The organism is Sulfurimonas autotrophica DSM 16294 (assembly GCF_000147355.1).
GTDB classification, from domain to species: domain Bacteria; phylum Campylobacterota; class Campylobacteria; order Campylobacterales; family Sulfurimonadaceae; genus Sulfurimonas; species Sulfurimonas autotrophica.
This window is the reverse complement of sequence record NC_014506.1, coordinates 1929054-1947375: the sequence shown is the minus strand read 5'-3', so window position 1 is coordinate 1947375 and position 18322 is coordinate 1929054. Positions and strand designations below refer to the sequence as shown.

Annotated in this window: 17 protein-coding genes; 10 read left to right on the top strand and 7 right to left on the bottom strand. The window is 35.9% G+C overall.

Features of this window, described 5'->3' with window-relative positions; genetic code table 11:
- Window positions 1-80 precede the first annotated feature (80 nt).
- The 6 genes from SAUT_RS09925 (at window position 81) to SAUT_RS09900 (ending at window position 7593) form a co-directional block, all read left to right on the top strand.
- Complete coding sequence (locus SAUT_RS09925; protein WP_013327756.1) at window positions 81-797, top strand: hypothetical protein; 717 nt, start codon at window positions 81-83, stop codon at window positions 795-797.
- Entirely contained in the window at window positions 775-1302 is a 528-nt protein-coding gene (locus SAUT_RS09920; protein WP_013327755.1) for a FixH family protein, read from the top strand. Before SAUT_RS09925 ends, SAUT_RS09920 begins: the two co-directional genes overlap by 23 nt.
- A 3-nt stretch (window positions 1303-1305) precedes the next feature.
- Window positions 1306-3654, top strand: coding sequence for a PD-(D/E)XK nuclease family protein (locus SAUT_RS09915; protein WP_013327754.1), 2349 nt, complete (start codon window positions 1306-1308; stop codon window positions 3652-3654).
- 9 nt (window positions 3655-3663) lie between these two features.
- Entirely contained in the window at window positions 3664-4374 is a 711-nt protein-coding gene (locus SAUT_RS09910; RefSeq protein ID WP_169302262.1) for a hypothetical protein, read from the top strand.
- A 9-nt stretch (window positions 4375-4383) separates the two neighbouring features.
- Entirely contained in the window at window positions 4384-7098 is a 2715-nt protein-coding gene (locus tag SAUT_RS09905) for a RecB-like helicase (protein ID WP_013327752.1), read from the top strand.
- Between the two features lie 81 nt (window positions 7099-7179).
- Window positions 7180-7593 carry an Lcl C-terminal domain-containing protein gene (locus SAUT_RS09900; protein WP_013327751.1) on the top strand — a complete coding sequence of 138 codons (414 nt, stop codon included), beginning with the start codon at window positions 7180-7182 and terminating at the stop codon, window positions 7591-7593.
- Here SAUT_RS09900 and SAUT_RS09895 read toward each other — a convergent pair.
- From SAUT_RS09895 to SAUT_RS09865, 7 genes are all read right to left on the bottom strand, one after another.
- Window positions 7590-9248 carry an EAL domain-containing response regulator gene (locus SAUT_RS09895; protein ID WP_013327750.1) on the bottom strand — a complete coding sequence of 553 codons (1659 nt, stop codon included), beginning with the start codon at window positions 9246-9248 and terminating at the stop codon, window positions 7590-7592. The two genes, SAUT_RS09900 and SAUT_RS09895, sit on opposite strands and share 4 nt — an antisense overlap.
- Window positions 9249-9336: 88 nt before the next feature.
- Window positions 9337-10185: a sulfate/molybdate ABC transporter ATP-binding protein gene (locus SAUT_RS09890; protein ID WP_013327749.1), complete on the bottom strand. Its 849-nt coding sequence runs from the start codon at window positions 10183-10185 to the stop codon at window positions 9337-9339.
- A complete protein-coding gene (gene modB, locus SAUT_RS09885; RefSeq protein WP_013327748.1) occupies window positions 10182-10853 on the bottom strand; it encodes a molybdate ABC transporter permease subunit in 672 nt (223 codons plus the stop codon). Before modB ends, SAUT_RS09890 begins: the two co-directional genes overlap by 4 nt.
- A complete protein-coding gene (locus SAUT_RS09880) occupies window positions 10853-11248 on the bottom strand; it encodes a TOBE domain-containing protein (protein WP_013327747.1) in 396 nt (131 codons plus the stop codon). The genes modB and SAUT_RS09880 overlap by 1 nt, the downstream gene beginning before the upstream one ends.
- Window positions 11245-11991, bottom strand: a complete 747-nt coding sequence (gene modA, locus SAUT_RS09875) for a molybdate ABC transporter substrate-binding protein (protein WP_013327746.1) — start codon at window positions 11989-11991, stop codon at window positions 11245-11247. The genes SAUT_RS09880 and modA overlap by 4 nt, the downstream gene beginning before the upstream one ends.
- Window positions 11992-11999: 8 nt before the next feature.
- Window positions 12000-13445: a hypothetical protein gene (locus SAUT_RS09870; protein ID WP_013327745.1), complete on the bottom strand. Its 1446-nt coding sequence runs from the start codon at window positions 13443-13445 to the stop codon at window positions 12000-12002.
- Between the two features lie 109 nt (window positions 13446-13554).
- Window positions 13555-14328, bottom strand: coding sequence for a TOBE domain-containing protein (locus SAUT_RS09865; RefSeq protein ID WP_013327744.1), 774 nt, complete (start codon window positions 14326-14328; stop codon window positions 13555-13557).
- 156 nt (window positions 14329-14484) lie between these two features.
- Here SAUT_RS09865 and rplM point away from each other — a divergent pair, with 156 nt between their 5' ends.
- The 4 genes from rplM to SAUT_RS09845 all read left to right on the top strand — a co-directional run bounded on the left by rplM (window position 14485) and on the right by SAUT_RS09845 (window position 18322).
- Window positions 14485-14907, top strand: coding sequence for a 50S ribosomal protein L13 (gene rplM, locus SAUT_RS09860; protein WP_013327743.1), 423 nt, complete (start codon window positions 14485-14487; stop codon window positions 14905-14907).
- A gap of 11 nt (window positions 14908-14918) precedes the next feature.
- Entirely contained in the window at window positions 14919-15311 is a 393-nt protein-coding gene (gene rpsI, locus SAUT_RS09855; protein WP_013327742.1) for a 30S ribosomal protein S9, read from the top strand.
- A 123-nt stretch (window positions 15312-15434) separates the two neighbouring features.
- On the top strand, window positions 15435-16814 hold the full coding sequence (locus SAUT_RS09850; RefSeq protein WP_013327741.1) for a YdgA family protein: 1380 nt from the start codon (window positions 15435-15437) through the stop codon (window positions 16812-16814).
- Window positions 16814-18322 (top strand): peptide-binding protein, encoded by a 1509-nt coding sequence (locus tag SAUT_RS09845; RefSeq protein ID WP_013327740.1) that lies wholly within the window; start codon window positions 16814-16816, stop codon window positions 18320-18322. The genes SAUT_RS09850 and SAUT_RS09845 overlap by 1 nt, the downstream gene beginning before the upstream one ends.

Below are 18322 nucleotides of genomic sequence, written 5' to 3'. Positions count from 1 at the left end.
TGGGGTCTAGTAATCATGGCAGTATATACTTTGTGGGCCGTAGTAACTCCTAATCACCTTTATATCGGTTAGGAAATTCATTGAATATTTTAACAAGAGGGCTTTATGCCCTCACCCTCATCATATTGTTTCAAACACATTTATTTGCAGAGTATTTATATAAAGATGAAATAATTCATAACCCTAAGTTCAGTGAAGAAGTTGAGGCTCTAGGAAGCGAATTATACAAAAAAACGGGTATTACATTGCGGCTGGTAATACTAAGAGAACTACCAAATGGTGAAAATATTGTTGTTTATGAAAAAAATCTTCTTAAACAATTTAACCAACCTACTGTACTTCTTACATTTACAGAAATGAACAAGCAGGTTGATATTTTAGCTAATGATGAATCTTTATATAAGTATTTTGACAAGAAAGGTATTTTAAGCCCGGTTGCATCAAAAGTACAGGCATTTTTAATGGGTGTCATGTATGCAAAAAACTGGAATGATTTTAAAGATATTATGACACATAGTGATGGTTCCATCCTTCCTTTACTCGGTGGTAAAGCGAAGAAGGGTGAAATTACAGGGAAGTACTCTGCTGCAATGTTTAACGGTTATCTTGATATCGCACAGCAAATAGCGCGTAGCAAAAATGTAAAGTTGGAGAATGATTTTGGCGATACAAACCAAACAACACTCTTTTTTGTAAAACTATTGTTCTATGGTTTTGTTTTATATGGTATTATTATGTATATAAGAAGAATTGTTTATAAAAGAAGGCATAAAAATGAGCATTATAAAAAGTGGTAAACTTTGGCCCTATGCAATTGGGCTGGCAATTGCGGGAGTATTCGGTTTAGGTATATGGACAATAATAGAAACAGGCAAAGCTGATATACAGCCGAGTGACGCCTATATGACGAACTATCAGGATGCAGATGCAAATGCAAACAAGCTGATTAAATCACGAATTGCTTTTGATAAAGATTACAAGCTGAAATATGTTTCAGACAAAATTTCACAAAACGGCTGTGATGTGAAGTATGCCCTGACAACCAAAGACGGCAAAGCAGTAAAAGGCGCAAAGATGCTTTTAGAAATAAGTCGTCCTGAGGTTGAGACATATACTAAAACATTGAAAAATCCGGAATTTGAAGAGAATGTTTATGTTTTCCATGATGTAAAGTTTCCAAAAGTAGGTGTTTGGAATTTATTGTTAAAAGTGGATATCGGCGATAAAAGCAGATTTTATGCGATAAAAACCGATACGAGAATTATAAATGATAGAAGTATTCAAGAGGCTTCACAATATTAAACTATGGATGAATCAACCATAGTTCTTCCCTCTGCTCGTGCAATCCGTCACGAGCAGCTTACACAAGAGAGCCAGACTCTTTTTTTACCCAACTATATCACCATGAGTGATTTTATATCCAAACTCACACTTGTTAAAGATTATAAATTTATAGATGAAGACAGCAGAGTGCTTCTTTTACTTGAAGCATCAGACTTTAAAGATTTTTCAGCTCTGCAAATCGAGCGAAACTTTTTTACTTTTACAAAAAACAGCTCTTATATATTTAAATTTTTTGAAGAGCTGAGCGCTGAACTTTACGATATACATCAGCTCTGTAATGCTGATGTATATGCAGAATATGAAGAACATATTGCAATTTTGCAAGAGTTATATAAACGCTATGAAAAATTATGTGATGAAAGAAAACTGTTAGATAGAATCTTTTTGCCAAAGCTTTACGAATTTAATGAGGTCTATGCAAAAACACATAAAAATATTGTAATTCAACTTGACGGGCATTTGACAAACTTTGAACTTGAGCTTTTAGAAAAAGCGCTGAAGTTTACAAGTATAACACTTCATTTTTGGGCAACACGCTTTAATGAAAAGATGCAAGGTAAGCTGTGTGAACTCGGCTTTGATCTGGAAGCCGGATTTATATATGAGTTATCTCTGAATGAATCAAAAATTCTCACGAAAGAAAAAATCCAAAAAGATTACAAGCTTACATGTAACACGTTTAGCGAATCACTCCTGCAGGTAGGCTTTGTGCAGCAAAAAATTTATGAGTTTGTTCAAAAAGGCTATAACCCACAAAATATTGCAGTAATACTGCCAAATGAGTCAATGGCAGAGATACTTAAAAGCTTTGATGAAAAGTGTAATTTAAATCTTGCTATGGGAGATTCGTTTCGTAATGCAAGACTTTATGCAAAACTCAATGCCACGTTAAATGCCATAGAACAGGATTCCAAAGAAAATGAGGCAAGAGTGCAAAGAGTAGGCGATGAACTCTTTTTAAATCTCTATGCGATTTATTATAAAAAAGTTGCAGAGATAGATTTTTTAAACCAGATGAATGCAGTCGGCGAAATTTTTACCAATAAACAAGAAAAAAAAATATTTAGTGAAGAACTGCATAAAATACAGATGATTCTTCCTTTTATGCAGGACATGAGCGTAAAATCACTGATGAATATTTTTATGCAAAGGCTAGCCGCAAGAACACTTGATGATGTGCGCGGGGGTAAGGTTACCGTGATGGGTGTTTTAGAGACAAGAAGTGTGCATTTTGATGCAGTCATCATTATAGATTTTGATGACAAAAATGTGCCAAAACGTAGTGATAAAGATATGTTTTTGAACACACAGATACGCAAGGTCGCATCTCTGCCAACTATGAGTGACAGAGAAAACCTGCAAAAACATTATTATGAGATGTTAATGGCGCGCTCACAAGAGGTAGCGATATCCTATGTCAGCTCAGAACAAAGCAGTGGCTCAAGGTTTTTAAAACAGCTCGGCATACAAGAAAATAATCTGCACAGTGAGCTTGATTATGCAGAGATTCTTTTTGCACGTGTCAAACAAGAGCCAAAACAAGAGTCAGAAATCGTGCAGGAATACAGTTTTAAAAATATAGAACTCTCAGCTACCAGACTTAAAACCTTCCTTACATGTAAACGTAAATACTATTACAAATACATAAAGTACATTAAAAACCACGAAATACCAAAAGATATGCCACAAGAATATGAAATAGGAAATGTAGTACACCGAGCACTCAAAGAGGTTTACGAAAAACAGAATTATTATACAGATACGCAAAAGCTTAAAAGAGATATAGACAAAGCGCTTGATGAGTTTTGCGGTGAAAGTGAACTTGACAAATATCTTGTCAGCATGCAAAAAAAACGCTTAGAAGCTTTTGTAGACGTGGAAATACAAAGATTTGAGCAGGGTTGGCATGTCGCTTCAACTGAAGAGTATTTTAAAGCACCATATGCCGGTATAACAATAGCAGGGCAGATTGACAGAATAGATAAAAAAGAAAATCTCATAGAAGTGCTTGACTACAAAACCGGTTCCTATACGCTCAATACCAAAAATAACTTCACGGATGCGACAGATTTTCAGCTTGAATTTTATTATCTTTTAGCCGGAGGTCTGGGTAATGTGCAGAGCTGCGGTTTTTATGATTTAAAAGAGTCTCGTATAGTGCCTGAGAGCTTTTTAGATGAAAAACTAGAAATTCTCAAGTCGCATATAAAAGATTTGCTCAGCATTGAATCAGTAAACTTTGAAAAATGTGAAGATGTAAAAGCTTGTCAATTTTGTGAATATGCAATAATATGTAATAGGGCTGCATAGAATATGAGTTTGAAAATAATCTTACTGCTGGTACTTATAATGACAAAACTTTTTGGCTCGGAAATTCAACGAGAATATGTTGTTTCTGTCACATTATATGGAAAAATCGGTTCTGCTTCTTATAAAGAAGTAAAAAATGGAAAAAATTACGGACTATTTTTAAATGCAAAACCTACTTCGTTTATACGTGCTGTATCTGGGATTAAAAAAGTGCAATATAAAAGTATTGGGCATATTGCACCAGATGGCAGATATATTCCTGTCTTTTTTAGTGAACTGACTCTGAAAAGGCATGAAAAGAAACAAATCAGCTATTTTTGTAATGCTGAAAAAATGAGTATAACAAAAAAAACACATATAGAAAAAAAGGTACTTTCCATAGATGTGAAGCACCTTTTTTCAAAAAAAAGACAATATCATACTGAGATTGAAGATAAATCAAAAGAAATTGATTATGCAGACAATGATTACCTGACGTTGATGAAAAATATCAGTTTATTCAAAAAGGGTGAAATCAAGTATATGGATCAAAAAAAGACGAATAAATTGTATTTGATTTCTAAAGAGAAGAACTTTTATAAGATTAAAGTGGCGAAAAAGAAAAAAAAGTATTTTATAGCATTGAAAACCGACTGTTATGGTCTGCTTGAAGCAGAGACATATAAAAGTTTCAAGTTTGGAAATGCCTACATCAAAACAGTAAATACAAGCGTAAAATAGGAGCTTTGGATGTTCATTAACAATTTGGCTTACGAAGCGAGTGCAGGCAGCGGAAAGACATTTATGCTTGTTGTGCGCTATCTCTCACTCCTGTTTAAAGGAGCCGAGCCTTCAAAAGTTTTGGCACTCACCTTTACAAATAAAGCTGCTTCTGAAATGAGCGAGCGTATCATTGAAACGTTAGAAGATCTGGACTCCCGCACAGAACTCTCAGAAATTGCCAAAGAGTGCGGCATGGATGAGGATGACATTTTGGCACAACGCTCTAAAATTTTAGCCGAATTTTTAAATGCACATACAAAAATTATGACGATTGACAGCTTTTTTACCCAGATACTCAGAAAGTTCTCTTTGTATGCTTCGTTGATGCCGGACTTTACAACTGCAAATGCTCAGCATGAAGTGAAACTAATGTCACGATTTTTAAAAGAAGTGAGTGTTGCCAATAAACGTTCGACGCTGATAAACCTCTCTTTGGAATCGAGTAAAAGGGTTAGTGATATATTTGCCCTGCTTGATGATTTTTACCTCAAAAAAGAGGAGCTTTCACATCTAAAATTCAACAAAACGTCAACAAAAGAGCTCGAACAAGAGGCGATGGAAGTACTCGGTACTTTGCAAAGTATCATAGCAAACTGCAAAGGTGCTTCACCGACTTTGCAAAAAGCGGTTGTTGCCCAGAATTTTGATGAGTTAAAAGCCAAAACCTGGGTCTATAAAGAGAGCCTGAATTACTGGGTATTTAAAAAATGTTTCATCCCTGAGATGGACATGACACTGCAAAAAATTCAAGATGCAGTTAAAGCACAGATAAAAGTAAAAGAGCAGAACTTTTTTTCTGCTTTAAATGAACTGGTAGATATTTATAAAAAAGCAAAAAAAGCACTGTATATTGATGAGAGTGAACTCAGTTTTTCTGATGTCACGCTTTTGGTATATGAAATACTCAACCGTTTGGATGAGAGTGAATTTTTATACTTTCGTCTGGACGCAACAATAGAGCATATGCTGCTTGATGAGTTTCAAGATACAAGTGTACTGCAGTATGAGATTTTAAAACCGCTGATTCAAGAGATAACCTCAGGCGAGGGCATCTGCAGCGAGGGAAGCTTTTTCTTTGTGGGGGATGTCAAACAGTCTATTTATCGTTTTCGCGGCGGTGTTTCGGCACTTTTTGGCGAGGTTGTAAAAGAGAACCGTACCGAGGTGAAAAAACTTGTAACAAATTACCGCTCGCAAAAAGAGGTCATAGAGTTTGTCAACAGTGTCTTTATAAACAAAATGAAAGACTATACGCCGCAGCTTGTTCGTAAAGAGGCGCAGGGCGGGTATGTTGAAGTGATTGTAAATGATGAACTTTTAGAAGAACTTGCTACACAGGTAAAACGTTTGATTACTTTGGGCGCAGATGTGAATGACATCGCCATTCTTTGCGCAACCAACAGTGACGGGCAGGCAATAAAAAATGCACTTGAAGAAGAAAATATTGAGGTTGTGACAGAGACAACCACGAAGCTGATAAACCAAAGAAGCGTCAAGGCTGTTTTGGAGTATTTGAAGTATCTCTATTTTCGAGAAGATATTTACAAACATAACTTTTTTGCCTTGATTGACAAAGATGTCAGCCCAATTCGTTATGTGGATTTTAGCGGTGTTACACTTGTGGATGTAGTGAAGAAATGTATCGATGAGTACAAACTCTTTCATGATGATTTTCATCTTATTCGCTTTTTGAGTGCTGTTGCAAATTATGCAGACATTGAAGCACTTTTGTTTGAGTATGAACGACTCGACACTTCTGCGGCAGCAGCTGACATCAGCGGAGTACGTGTGTTGACCGTGCATAAATCAAAAGGCTTGGAGTATGAGCATGTAATCGTGATGGACAGACTTAAAAAGGCCCCTGCCGCGCGTGATGCCATTATTTATAATTATGACGGTATCAAACTGCAAAATCTTTATCTCAGAACAAAAAACAGAGAACTCATCGACAATGACTATGCTTATGCGCTTGCAAAAGAGAAGGAACTTATGCGTGATGACAGCTTAAATGCTTTGTATGTCGCTTTTACCAGAGCCAGAGAAAATCTCATCATAATTGAAAAATCAAAAGATTCGACATTTGATTTGCTGGATTTGCAAACGGGAAGTTTTGGAGAGCTACGTTCTACATGTAAAGCCAAAAGTGTGCCCCAAGAGCATAAAAAACTCTCTTTTGAAAATATTTATTATGGAACGCAGAGTGATTTGTTAGCACTGGAGAGTCAAGAACAAGAGGACCTGCAGGCAATAAATTTTGGAATTGCCCTGCATTATACCTTAGAAATGATGCATGAATTTACGCAAGAAGCTCTCCAATGTGCCAAAAATATGATGCTCAACAAGTATGGTTTTATGCTTGAAGAGTCAGAAATTGACGATATAGTGCAGAGAATAAGCAGGCTTGTTGATTCCGAAGAGTTTTTAAACCTGACCCAGGGAACCTGTTACAGGGAAAAGGCCCTGCGATATAAAAATAACCTTCGTTATCTTGATTTATTGGTTAAAAAAGATGATGGAAAATGGTGTGTGATAGATTATAAAAGTTCACTAAAATATACACAGCATCATATCAAACAGGTCAGATACTACATAAAGGCTGTTCAAGAAATTACCGATGAAGCAGTCGAGGGCTATATTTGCTATATTTTAGAAGATGCAATTAAAACAGTAAAGGTGTTGTAAAGCTGATTTTATTGAAAATTGCACAAACTTTACACATTATTTTGATAAAATTGCAGATATTTTTAAAAAGGCAAAATAGATATGAGAATTGTTGTAATTGTATTGTTTCTTATAATTTCCTCTGCTTTTGGTGCGGACTGGGTTAAAAAACCTCAAAGCGTTAGAGATACAAAACATCATCTGCAGTGGCAGGATACTGCATCCATGCAGGAGTTTAATGATATATGGAGATTGGCAAAAGCACGTTGTGGAGGGTTGTCTGTCGGTGGTCATGATGACTGGCGGCTTCCAACGAAAAAAGAGCTTATGTATCTTACAAAATCAAAAGAGGGTAAAACAAAATTTTCTTATTTGGAAGATGGAGTGTTTTGGACTTCAGAGGAAGATAAAAATGATGATATCAATGTTGTTACCGTCTTTAGCGGGAACGGTTTTGTCTCATCAAGTGACAAGTGTGACAGTGCGTATGCTATGTGTGTAAGAGATGATAATTAGTCAAGGAGTATTGGTTTAGGCTCTGCTATTTCATAGCCTTGCACAAAATCAACTCCCATTTCTTTAACATAATCATACACCTCTTTTGAGCAGACAAACTCAGCAACAACAGGTATCTCTTTTTGATGGGCATAGTCGAGAATTGTTTTTGCAGTGATTTGTGAGTTTCTGTCTTTTACAATGTTTTTGATAAACTGCCCGTCTATTTTTATAAAATTTATAGGCAGGTTGTTAAGCTGTGCAAAGTTGGAACAGTCTGCTCCAAAGTCATCAATGGCGAGTTTGAAGCCATCTTCATGCAAGACATTGAGAACATCTTGTATGTTTTTATTTCTCGCAATACTGTTGTTTTCCAAAATTTCAAATACTATTCGATTTGGAGTAACGCTATATTGTTTCATAATCTCATGAATAGTTTGAACAAATTTAGGATGTTTCAAGTCGTATTCACTTATATTAACACCAAAAATGTAAGAAGTGGTTTGTGCTTTTTTGCAGGCTTCGCTCAACATTATTTTAAATATTTTAAACATTTGTCCACTGTACAGAGCGGCATCTAAAAAATGAAAAGGAGAATAGATTTTTTTATCATATTCTAAACGTACAAGTGTTTCATACTTTTCTATTTTTCCGGTTTTAAGATTTTGTATCGGCTGAAAGTATGCAAGTATTTTGTTGTGTGCAATAGCCTTCCGAATGCGACCTGTCCATATAGAATTCGAGTGAATCGTTCGAACTATTTGTAAATCATCACTATATTTTCTCGCATTGTTTTTACCATAAAGTCTCGCCTCTTTAAGTGCAAATTCTGCTTTTTGTATTACATTTCCATATTCATTTAACACAGCTCCGAGACTTGCCGTCAAATGGATTTTTATTCCGTTTACACTGAATTCATGGTGGCTAATATTTTCTTTGATTATTGATATGCTCTGCTCTTGTGTGCGAGTATCTGTTCTTAGACAAAATAAAGCAAAAATATCTGCTTCAAGATGATAAATTTCTGCAAATTTTGCATAATTATAAACTAAAAAGTCTGCAAATACTCGTAATACATCATCACCAAATTCAAAACCATTATAGTTGTTTATAAGAGAGAAATCATCAATATTGATGAGTATAAGTGATTTACCCCCGACAGTGTCAATATTTTCAGTGAGTTTCATTCTGTTTGGAAGAGAGGTGATTTCATTGGTCGTCATTTTTTTGTAAATTTGATCTTTTTTGTCTTTTAAATCTTTAAACTGTTGATATTGTTTGATAGCTGTCCGAATAGTTGTAAAAAGTTTTTGGGATTCTATGCACCGTTGATCTTTGTAGTCATTTATATCATAATGCTCGATAATATCACTTGCAGGAACAGGTAAACTCTCACTGTCAATAATGATAATTCTCATTGAAGTATTATATAGAGTATTCCGTATATAGTTTACCAACTCCAATCCGGCATCAGGTGCCTGCATGGCTATATCTATAAAAGCTATGGCAATATCACTGTTTTTGCCAATAAGCTCTTTTGCCTCCGCTGCATTGTATGCATGTAAAATTTTTACTTTTTTTTTATTTATGAGTATGCCATTAAGATTATTTTTTATCAACTCATGCAGTTTGGTATTATCATCAACAAGTAGAATTTCCCAAAATTTAGGTGACAAATTTTATCCTTAATGCTAAATATAATTATATTTCTACATAATATCACTTAGGTTATTAAAGTCTTCTAAAAGTCCATAGAGGGAGTAATTATGTTAAAATTGGGTTAAAAGCTTTGGTGCTGACATTCACAATATTACCGATTTGAAGATTTTTTGCTTCCTCAGAACTTACAACAACTTCGACGAGTTGCTGTCCTATAGCTATAATGGCTATGTAAATGACATCTACTTTTTTTATATCAAGAAGTTCTCCTTCAAATGAAAACTTTTGACTTCCCTGTGTTTTTAGCAGTACTTTTTTTGGCGAGCCGTCGTTGATGACTTTTCCGTTTTGCAAAACTATAACACGATTTGCCAGACGGTAAATTTCGCTTGGGTCATGACTGACCATAATAGTTGTTGTGCCAAACTCTTTATGCAGACTCAGCAACTCATTTTGCAGTTTTGTACGCATATTTGCATCAAGTGCAGAGAGCGGTTCATCAAGGAGTAGAATTTTTGGTTTTTTCATTAATGCACGGCAAATGCTCACTCTTTGTTTTTGCCCGCCACTGAGACTGTTTGGATATCTGTATTTGAGTTCATGAAGCTCTGTGAGTTGTAGAAGTTTATCTGCCAATGCTTTGTTGTTATTTACAAAAAGCAGGTTTTTTTCTATTGTCATATTTTCAAAAAGTGCATAATCTTGAAATACAAAACCGATTTCTCTTTTTTGAACGGGGAGTGATTTGTTTTCTTGGAGCCAGAATTTGTTATGAATTTTTATGCTGCCGCTTGCTTCTTCCAAGCCGGCCAATATACGAAGCAGTGTTGTTTTCCCGCTGCCGCTTTTTCCGCTCAGGGCTACAAATTCTCCCTCTTTTATATGCAGGTTTACAGACAAGTCCATAGCTCCGTCGGCTCCGTGGAGTGCTTTGTTAATGCCAATTTCTATCATAATCCGAACCTTCTGTTTTGTCTGGCATTAAAAAGATATACGCTTAAAAGTACAACAAAAGATATACCCACCATAATGGCGCTGTAAATGTGTGCTGAGGTGTAGTCCATACTTTCAACCATTTCATAAATGGCAACAGAGGCTACTTTTGTCTCGCCGGGTATGCTGCCACCTACCATTAAAACAACGCCAAACTCTCCGACTGTGTGGGCAAATGTTACAATGATTGCCGTCATAACAGCGGGCTTCATATTTGGCAGTGCTACGGCAAATATGGTTTGAAGTTTGCTTTTTCCTGCAATATAACTTGCCTCAAGCATATTTTTGTTTATGCTCTCAAAGCCGTTTTGCAGAGGCTGTACCATAAAGGGAAGAGAATAAAAACAGCTCGCAACTACCAGACCTGTAAAAGAAAACACAAGTTTTACACCAAAAGTCTCTTCAAAAAAGTGACCGATTGGGGAATTATACGAGAGTGCCCAGAGTAGATAAAAACCTAAAACGGAAGGCGGCAGGACAATGGGCAGAGCGGTGAGTGCTTCTAAAAAAGGTTTTGTCCGAGACTTGGTTTGTGAGAGGTACCACGCAAGAGGCAGGGCAATACAAAAAAGTATCAAAGCCGTCAAAGCTGCAAGTTTAAATGATATGACAAAAGGTTCATAATTCATTAAAGCACCTCTTTTATAGATAAATCACTCGACTTTATAAGTGCGGTGACTTCGTCTCCTGCTTGCAGCTGCATTCTTTTTTGGGAATCTGTTGTAATGATAGACTCCAAAACAAATTCTTTAAACTGTAATTTTAATGCACATAAAAGCTGACCGACTTCTAATGATACAATTGTTACATGTAACTGGTTTGCATAGCTGAGCTCGCCCTGTATATTTTTACCGATGGCTATTGCCGTAGGCTTACATGTAAGCATTACCTGTGAGTCTTTTGTAATCGTATCGTTTAAATCCAGACTCATCATTTTAAGTGCTATATCTTTACATGTAAAGCTGAGAATATTGAGATTTTGCACACTTTGAATCTCTTGAACTTGAGCTATGATGTGACTCATTGTACCTGGTACCCGTATGTTTTGAAAATATTTTTACACTTTTTTGAGAGTACAAATGTGTAAAAAGCCTGTGCATCTGCATTGTCAGCAGCACGTTTGAGCAAAACTATACCCTGCTTAATGGGCGTGTAGAGTTTTGGGTCTACGTCTATGAAATTTATACCTTTTTTATACTGTTTCATTTTGGGTGAAAAGAGGGACGATTTGGCAATAAAGCCCAAATCTGCCGCCGTTACGGTATAGGCTACGGTTTGAGAGACAGATTCTCCATAAATAAACTTGTTCTTGACTTCTGCATACAAGCCGGCACTTTTGAGTGCTTCAACAGCTGCTTTGCCATAAGGTGCAGTATTTGGATTTGCGATGGCAATTCTTCTGATGTTTTTGTCAGTCACTATGTGAATGCCTCCGGTAAAGTCTCTTTTTTTTGTACTCAACATTGCAAGAGCACCCTTTGCATATACGACGGGTTTTGTGATTGCCAGAGAGTTTTTATACAAAGCATTTGGATATTTCATATTAGCAGACATCAAAATATCATAAGGCGCACCGTTGTGTATTTGTGCCGTGAGTTTTCCGCTGCTTCCCAGTGTGATTTGTACTTTTGCATCGGGATGGTGCTTGTTAAATTCATTTACAAGGTTATGAATGGCATAGCTTACATTTGCCGCTACAGCCACATTTATACTTTTGGCATAAAGAGAAAAACTTATAAAAAGAAGTGCTGTTATTATTTTTTTCATTTTCTTTCCTAAAAGAGATAATTCAGTTCCAAACGGCTGTCAAGTCCGTCACCGTCAACTTTTTTTGTATCCTGATACCCTAAACGGAGTCTCCATTGCAGGTTTTGGAGGGGATTTTGAACAAAACCTATGTAGTAATAGTTTTCATCAAAATAGCCTTTTTTCTCGTCTGCATCCGTATGTAATACAGAAGCCTGTATGAATGTATTTTTGTAAATGCCTGTTTTGTTTGCATTTCTTACAAGTTCAATGCGGTAACTTTTTGTATTTGCCTGCCAATTGTATCTTGCCATAGAACGTGTGTATCCGCTTGTCGGAAAGCCTCTCCATGGGGTAATAAGGTCGGCTTCGTCAAAAACTTTTGAATACCCGATATTCACTTTATAGTTCTTGATTTTTAGAACTATTCTGGCTGCAAGCATCTGTGAATCAAGTGAATTGGGATTTTTATACCCTGCAAGAGAAGCAGCGCTTGCATTGTAGGCAGCACCGCCGATTGATCCGGCTTTGTCATCTATCTGTTTAATATAGCGCAGTCCCGGCGTAAGCGTGAAACCTGCAAACGCAATATTGTAATTTGCTTCAGCCATAAGCTCACTGAGCAGTTCAGGTACATAGTAAAAAGAAAGATCTGTTTTGAGATTTTTAATAGAAGTGTTGTGTAAATCTCCTGTTATTAGCGGCGCATCTGTGGAAACGCCGGCTGCTTTTAAAGCTGTATATGTCAAACCTTTATGCATAGCCGAGTCATCATTTTCGCTCCACTCGGGACGCAGTGAAGAGGTGGAATTTGCATCGCCGTACATAAGAACAGAGTGTGCTGCCGTATGGTCACGCAGCTTTTGTTTTACGAGGTAAGCAAGTTTTATTTTTGTAGATGGCAGTGAAGCATTTTCTAAAACAACACCATCGAAAGTGTTTGGTATCATCTTTGTATCATTGCTTTTTGTATAAAAAGTCTCAACAAGCTGACGACCTAGAGTGATTTTTGTATGCTTTATGCCGGTATAATCTATGTAAGCCTGTCCAAGCACAGCCATATCTTTACTGCCGGTATTGACAAAATCAAACCTGCTGAGCAGATCTTTTCCTTTTGTTAATGTGTTTACAGGGTATTTTGAATCATTAAAAAAGGCATGTGAATAGTAAAGTCCCACGCCAAAAGAAACAGCATTAAAACGGGCGCTTTTATAAACCAAAGAACCGCCTAAACCGCTGATAAGATAATCTTTATATGTTGCAGTCTCTTTCTCCCATGTATAAGAAAATGTATTTGAGCGAAGACGGCCGAAAAACTCTCCGTTTGAAAACATTTTGCCAACACTGTTTACGCTTTTTTGCTTTTCATATACAAGTTGATTGTTTGTTTTGATTGCCTCCTTGGGAGTGTCCGCCATAAGTATTGGCGTGAGTAAGCCGAGTGTTAATAGTATAAACGAATATTTACGATACATTGTTTTTTCTCCATGTTAGTTGTACCGTAGTATAATAAAATATATAACGAAAAATTCAAATATATCGTTATATTTAAAAATACATAACGATACGTTACAGTTTGTAACGCTAAAGAGCTACTATTGCATTGGATGGTTTAAAATACATCCATGCAGTGTCACCTTCTCGTAATGAAAGATCTTTAAAAGATTTTAAACTTAAAGAGGCAGTTAAGGCATTTCCGCCGGATGTAAGCAGATCAATTTCTGCATTATGTGAATCTGTTGTGATATTTGTAAGTTTGCAAGGTATATTGTTGCAGCCTTCTTTAGAGTTGTTTGATACTTCAATCCATGATGATTTTAATAAAACAAAAAGTTTTGTTGTATTTGTAATCTGCATTTCATCCAAACTGCGACGGGTTATATATACCTTTATATTTTCTCCTCCGGATAAGACTAATGTTAAAGTTGCACCTAGTTTCGTTGTATCAATATTTGTGACAGCTGCAAGTAGTTGGTTCCTAGCACTTGTTTGAAAGGTCATTCTTTTTGAAAAATTTTCTAGTAAATCTATATCATCACCGATACTTTCGATAGAATTCCAAAAATGTTTCTGCATCTTTTCAAGTTTTTTATATAATGCAATAGTAATATGCCCTTGCTCGGTAAGAACTGTGCCTCCGCCTCCTTTTCCCCCACTCTCTCTTTTTACTATTGGAGTTTCAGATAAATTATTCATTTCATTTATAGCATCCCAAGCTGCCTTATAGCTCATCTTCATAGCTTTTGCGGCAGCACTTATGGAACCATATTCATTTATTTTTTCTAGGAGTTCGATGCGTCCTTTACCAAAAAAACCATGCTTGTCATTTTCAAACCATATATTACTTTTTATATTCATGCTATACTTTTAAACCTCATTAGGATGTAAGTTTCACATTCTAACATAAAGTCGGATATAAAGGGTTGCAAAACCTTATAAATGACTTAAATTCAGTTATTTGTAAGTTTATGCGGCTATACTTCCATCAAATAAAATTACTTGAAGGGTTCGAGAATGAAATTTACAAAAATTGCAACTCCTGAACAAATCGATCAAAAATGGGTTTTGATTGATGCTGAGGGTAAAACATTCGGTCGTATGATCACTGAAGTAGCTACTATACTTCGTGGTAAGAACAAAGCATGTTTTACTCCTAATATCGACTGTGGTGACTACGTAGTTATCATCAATGCTTCTAAGGCAAAATTTAACGGTCTTGGAAAAATAGCAAATAAAGAATATTTTTCTCACTCAGGTTACTTCGGTAGCACAAGAAGTGTTAAAATGACTGAGCTTTTAGAAAAAAATCCTGAGAAACTATACAAATTAGCGACTCGCGGTATGCTTCCTAAAACTAAGCTTGGTGCTAAAATGCTTAAAAAATTAAAAATTTATGCTGGTGCTGAACATCCTCACACTGCACAAATTGCTAAATAAGGACTGATTATATGGCAAAGAAAATATATGCAACTGGTCGTCGTAAAGCGTCTATAGCAAAAGTATGGTTAACTCCAGGAACAGGTAAAATCACTATCAACGGTCTTTCATTAGATGCATGGTTAGGTGGACTTGAAGCGAAAAAACTTCGTGTTAAACAACCACTTGTAATCACTAAGCAAGATGCGAATGTTGATATCGTAGCAACTACTTTAGGTGGTGGTTTCGGTGGTCAGGCAGATGCACTTCGTCACGGTATTTCTCGTGCACTTGTAGCATTTAACCCGGAATTAAAAGCAACTCTTAAACCTGAGGGTATGATGACTCGTGATTCACGTGTTGTTGAACGTAAGAAACCAGGTAAGCGTAAAGCTCGTCGTTCTCGTCAATTCTCTAAACGTTAATCGTTTGGTACCTTTTTTATCAATGCTTTTGCATTGGTAAAATCTTTTTTTACTCCATCAAAATAAATTAATTCTATTACTATATAATGTCTGTATCTTAATAACTCAAACAGGTATTTTTATATGAAAAAAACGACACTTATTGCATCTATACTGATTATTCTTCTTATTATTCTTGCTCCATTGATTGGAAATACTTTCATGCAAAAACTCATAGATGAGAATGTAGAAGCCTTAAAAGTAAACGGCTTAGTGCTCAAACGTGTTACGGGTGATAGCGGTTATCTCAACACAAAAAAGCATTTTGAATTTGTTTTACAAAATGCCGATGCTTTTACAAATTATGTAAGTGCGTATACAAAAACCAAAATGCCCTCTTATGTCAAAAAAATATTGAGCGGTGTAACCCTAGCGGTTGATGCCCAGTACAGCAATATCCCTTTTTCAAAAGCAATCACTCTGCAGATATATATGTTGCGTCTCTCAAGCACATTGATGCAGGAAATGCAAATGAATGATCCGGATGCTTACAAACATTTTGTGCATTTTCTTGCTTCAAAAGGGATTCTTTATCATATAGAATACAATTTAGTAAGTAAAGACTTTAACGGTTTTATAAAAGACATAGATGATGCTTACACGTTTAAAGACGGTGCGAAACTTTTGATGCAATTACAAGGTGCGCGTTTTAGGGGTCATGGAGATATACTGGCACCGAAACGTTTGTCATTTACTTTAAATAAAATGAAATTTGATGTCAATGACGGCATCAATATTTTTTCAGCAGATATCAATACTTTACGAAGCAGCAGTGATTTTGAGTCATTTTCAAAATATACAAGCAGCACGAAAGTCTTTTTTATAAATCTTTTGTTTAAAAGTCCCCAAGATGATATAAATATAAGTCTTGATAAGCTTGACGTATCTTCCACATCTACTGTGAAAAATGAAAAGGTAGCTTTACGTTCAAAAAGTTTTATAGAGAGTTTAGTGTTTCACTCTAAAAAGATAGATTTTTCACTTCAAACATTTAACAGCGATATATCCGTCAATGCACTAGATAAACAAAGTTATGAAAATTTTTCTCTATTACTGGCACAATCAAAAACTATGAACAAAGCACTGCTACAGCAAAAAATGCAAAAAAGTCTGCTCACGCTGCTCTCGCATGGGTTACATGTAAAGGTATCAGATATATCGCTGCAAAACATTACTATCAATAAAGTAGAAGAACTCGGCAGTATGAAAATTCAAAGTGATTTAAAAGTCAAAGCAGACAAAGACCTCGCAGCTAAAAGCAAAATTACTCCTATGCTTTTGCTTTCAAATATAGAGATGGATATGAACATAAAACTGGCAAATGCACTCTATTTGAAACTGATTGAAGATTCTCCTATGGCACCTACGATTGCCTCTTATGTCAAAAAAGATGCCGATTCAGTTTATTTTGACATACATTTTCAAGATGCAAAACTTATGATAAATGATAAAACAGTACAATAATGATACGCCTGTTTGTTTTTCTTTTTTTATATCTGTGTTTACATGTAGATGCTGCGACCCTGCATCTTGCAACCTCTTCAAACCCTGCAAGGCTTAACCCGATTTTGGCAACGGACTCTTCCTCGGCGGAAATTACCAGCTTTTTATTTAACGGGCTTGTAAAGTATGATAAAGATTCCAAAGAGATTATAGGCAATTTGGCAGAGAAGTTTTATTTTAAAAATAACAAAACACTTGTGTTTGAACTCAAGAAAAATGTTTTATGGCATGACGGGAAAAAATTCACCGCAAAAGATGTGCTTTTTACCTATAAAATACTCATTTCAGATAAAATAGCTTCACCCTACAGTTCGGATTTTCGATTTGTTAAAAGCGTGAAGATACTCAATGATTATAAAATTGAGGTCACATACACCAAACCTTACTTTAAAGCCTTAGAAACATGGATGATGGGCATACTGCCTGAACATATTTTAAAAAATGAAAAAAATCTGATGAATTCTTCTTTTAACACCCATCCGATAGGTACGGGAGCCTATAAACTCAAACAGCTGGAATATTCTAAAAATATAGAACTCTCAGCTTTTGATGAGTATTTCGAGGGAAGAGCAAAAATAGACACTATCTCTTTTCATGTAATTGGCGATGCCATGACACGGTTTTTAATGCTTAAATCTGCTCAGCTTGATGTGGGCAGTGTTGAACCATTTGTGTATGAAAGGCAGCTTAAAAAAGAGTTTTTTGATACTTTCAATATATATGAGAAAATCAGTCTCTCTTATACATATCTTGGATTTAATCTGCGAAAAAAGAAGTTTCAAAATCCTAACATAAGACGTGCACTCTCTTTGGCGATTAACAGACAGGAGTTAATTGACATACTCTTCTTAAAACATGCCAAAGTATGTACAGGCCCTTTTTTACCGGGAACACTTGCTTTTAACCCCGATGTCAAAGCACCTAGACAAAATATACAAAAGGCAAAAAGACTTTTAAAAGAGGCAGGCTATGATGAAAAACACCCTTTTACATTTGAAATAGCCACCTCAAATGCGAGTTCTATCCGCCCCTATGCGGCGGAGATACTGCAGTATCAGCTCAAAAAAGCAGGTGTTATTGTAAAACTGCGCGTTATGGAGTGGCAGGCTTTTTTAAATATGGTGGTTTTCCCGCACAAGTTCGATACGGTGCTTCTGGGCTGGGGACTCTCTCCTACACCTGACCCGTATATGTTCTGGCACTCTAAAAGCGATAAACCGGGCGGTTTTAATCTGGTGGGGTATCACAATAAACGTATTGATACGATGATAGAAGAGTCACAGGCGACAATTGACAGGAAAAAACTAGGTATATTATGGCGAAAAATGTTTGACATCATAACCAATGACAATCCCTATCTTTTTTTATATATATCAAATTCCATCACGGCTGTCAATAAAGATATTAAGCATATAGAACCGGCACTTGGGGGTATATGGCATAACTACATACAATGGGAGAAAAATTAA

Coding starts and splice junctions, on each gene's coding strand:
- SAUT_RS09920 (WP_013327755.1), top strand. CDS start 775: ATGAGCATTATAAAAAGTGGTAAACTTTGGCCCTATGCAATTGGGCTG.
- SAUT_RS09915 (WP_013327754.1), top strand. CDS start 1,306: ATGGATGAATCAACCATAGTTCTTCCCTCTGCTCGTGCAATCCGTCAC.
- SAUT_RS09905 (WP_013327752.1), top strand. CDS start 4,384: ATGTTCATTAACAATTTGGCTTACGAAGCGAGTGCAGGCAGCGGAAAG.
- SAUT_RS09900 (WP_013327751.1), top strand. CDS start 7,180: ATGAGAATTGTTGTAATTGTATTGTTTCTTATAATTTCCTCTGCTTTT.
- SAUT_RS09890 (WP_013327749.1), bottom strand. CDS start 10,185: ATGATAGAAATTGGCATTAACAAAGCACTCCACGGAGCCGACGGAGCT.
- modB (WP_013327748.1), bottom strand. CDS start 10,853: ATGAATTATGAACCTTTTGTCATATCATTTAAACTTGCAGCTTTGACG.
- SAUT_RS09880 (WP_013327747.1), bottom strand. CDS start 11,248: ATGAGTCACATCATAGCTCAAGTTCAAGAGATTCAAAGTGTGCAAAAT.
- modA (WP_013327746.1), bottom strand. CDS start 11,991: ATGAAAAAAATAATAACAGCACTTCTTTTTATAAGTTTTTCTCTTTAT.
- SAUT_RS09870 (WP_013327745.1), bottom strand. CDS start 13,445: ATGTATCGTAAATATTCGTTTATACTATTAACACTCGGCTTACTCACG.
- SAUT_RS09865 (WP_013327744.1), bottom strand. CDS start 14,328: ATGAATATAAAAAGTAATATATGGTTTGAAAATGACAAGCATGGTTTT.
- rplM (WP_013327743.1), top strand. CDS start 14,485: ATGAAATTTACAAAAATTGCAACTCCTGAACAAATCGATCAAAAATGG.
- rpsI (WP_013327742.1), top strand. CDS start 14,919: ATGGCAAAGAAAATATATGCAACTGGTCGTCGTAAAGCGTCTATAGCA.
- SAUT_RS09850 (WP_013327741.1), top strand. CDS start 15,435: ATGAAAAAAACGACACTTATTGCATCTATACTGATTATTCTTCTTATT.
- SAUT_RS09845 (WP_013327740.1), top strand. CDS start 16,814: ATGATACGCCTGTTTGTTTTTCTTTTTTTATATCTGTGTTTACATGTA.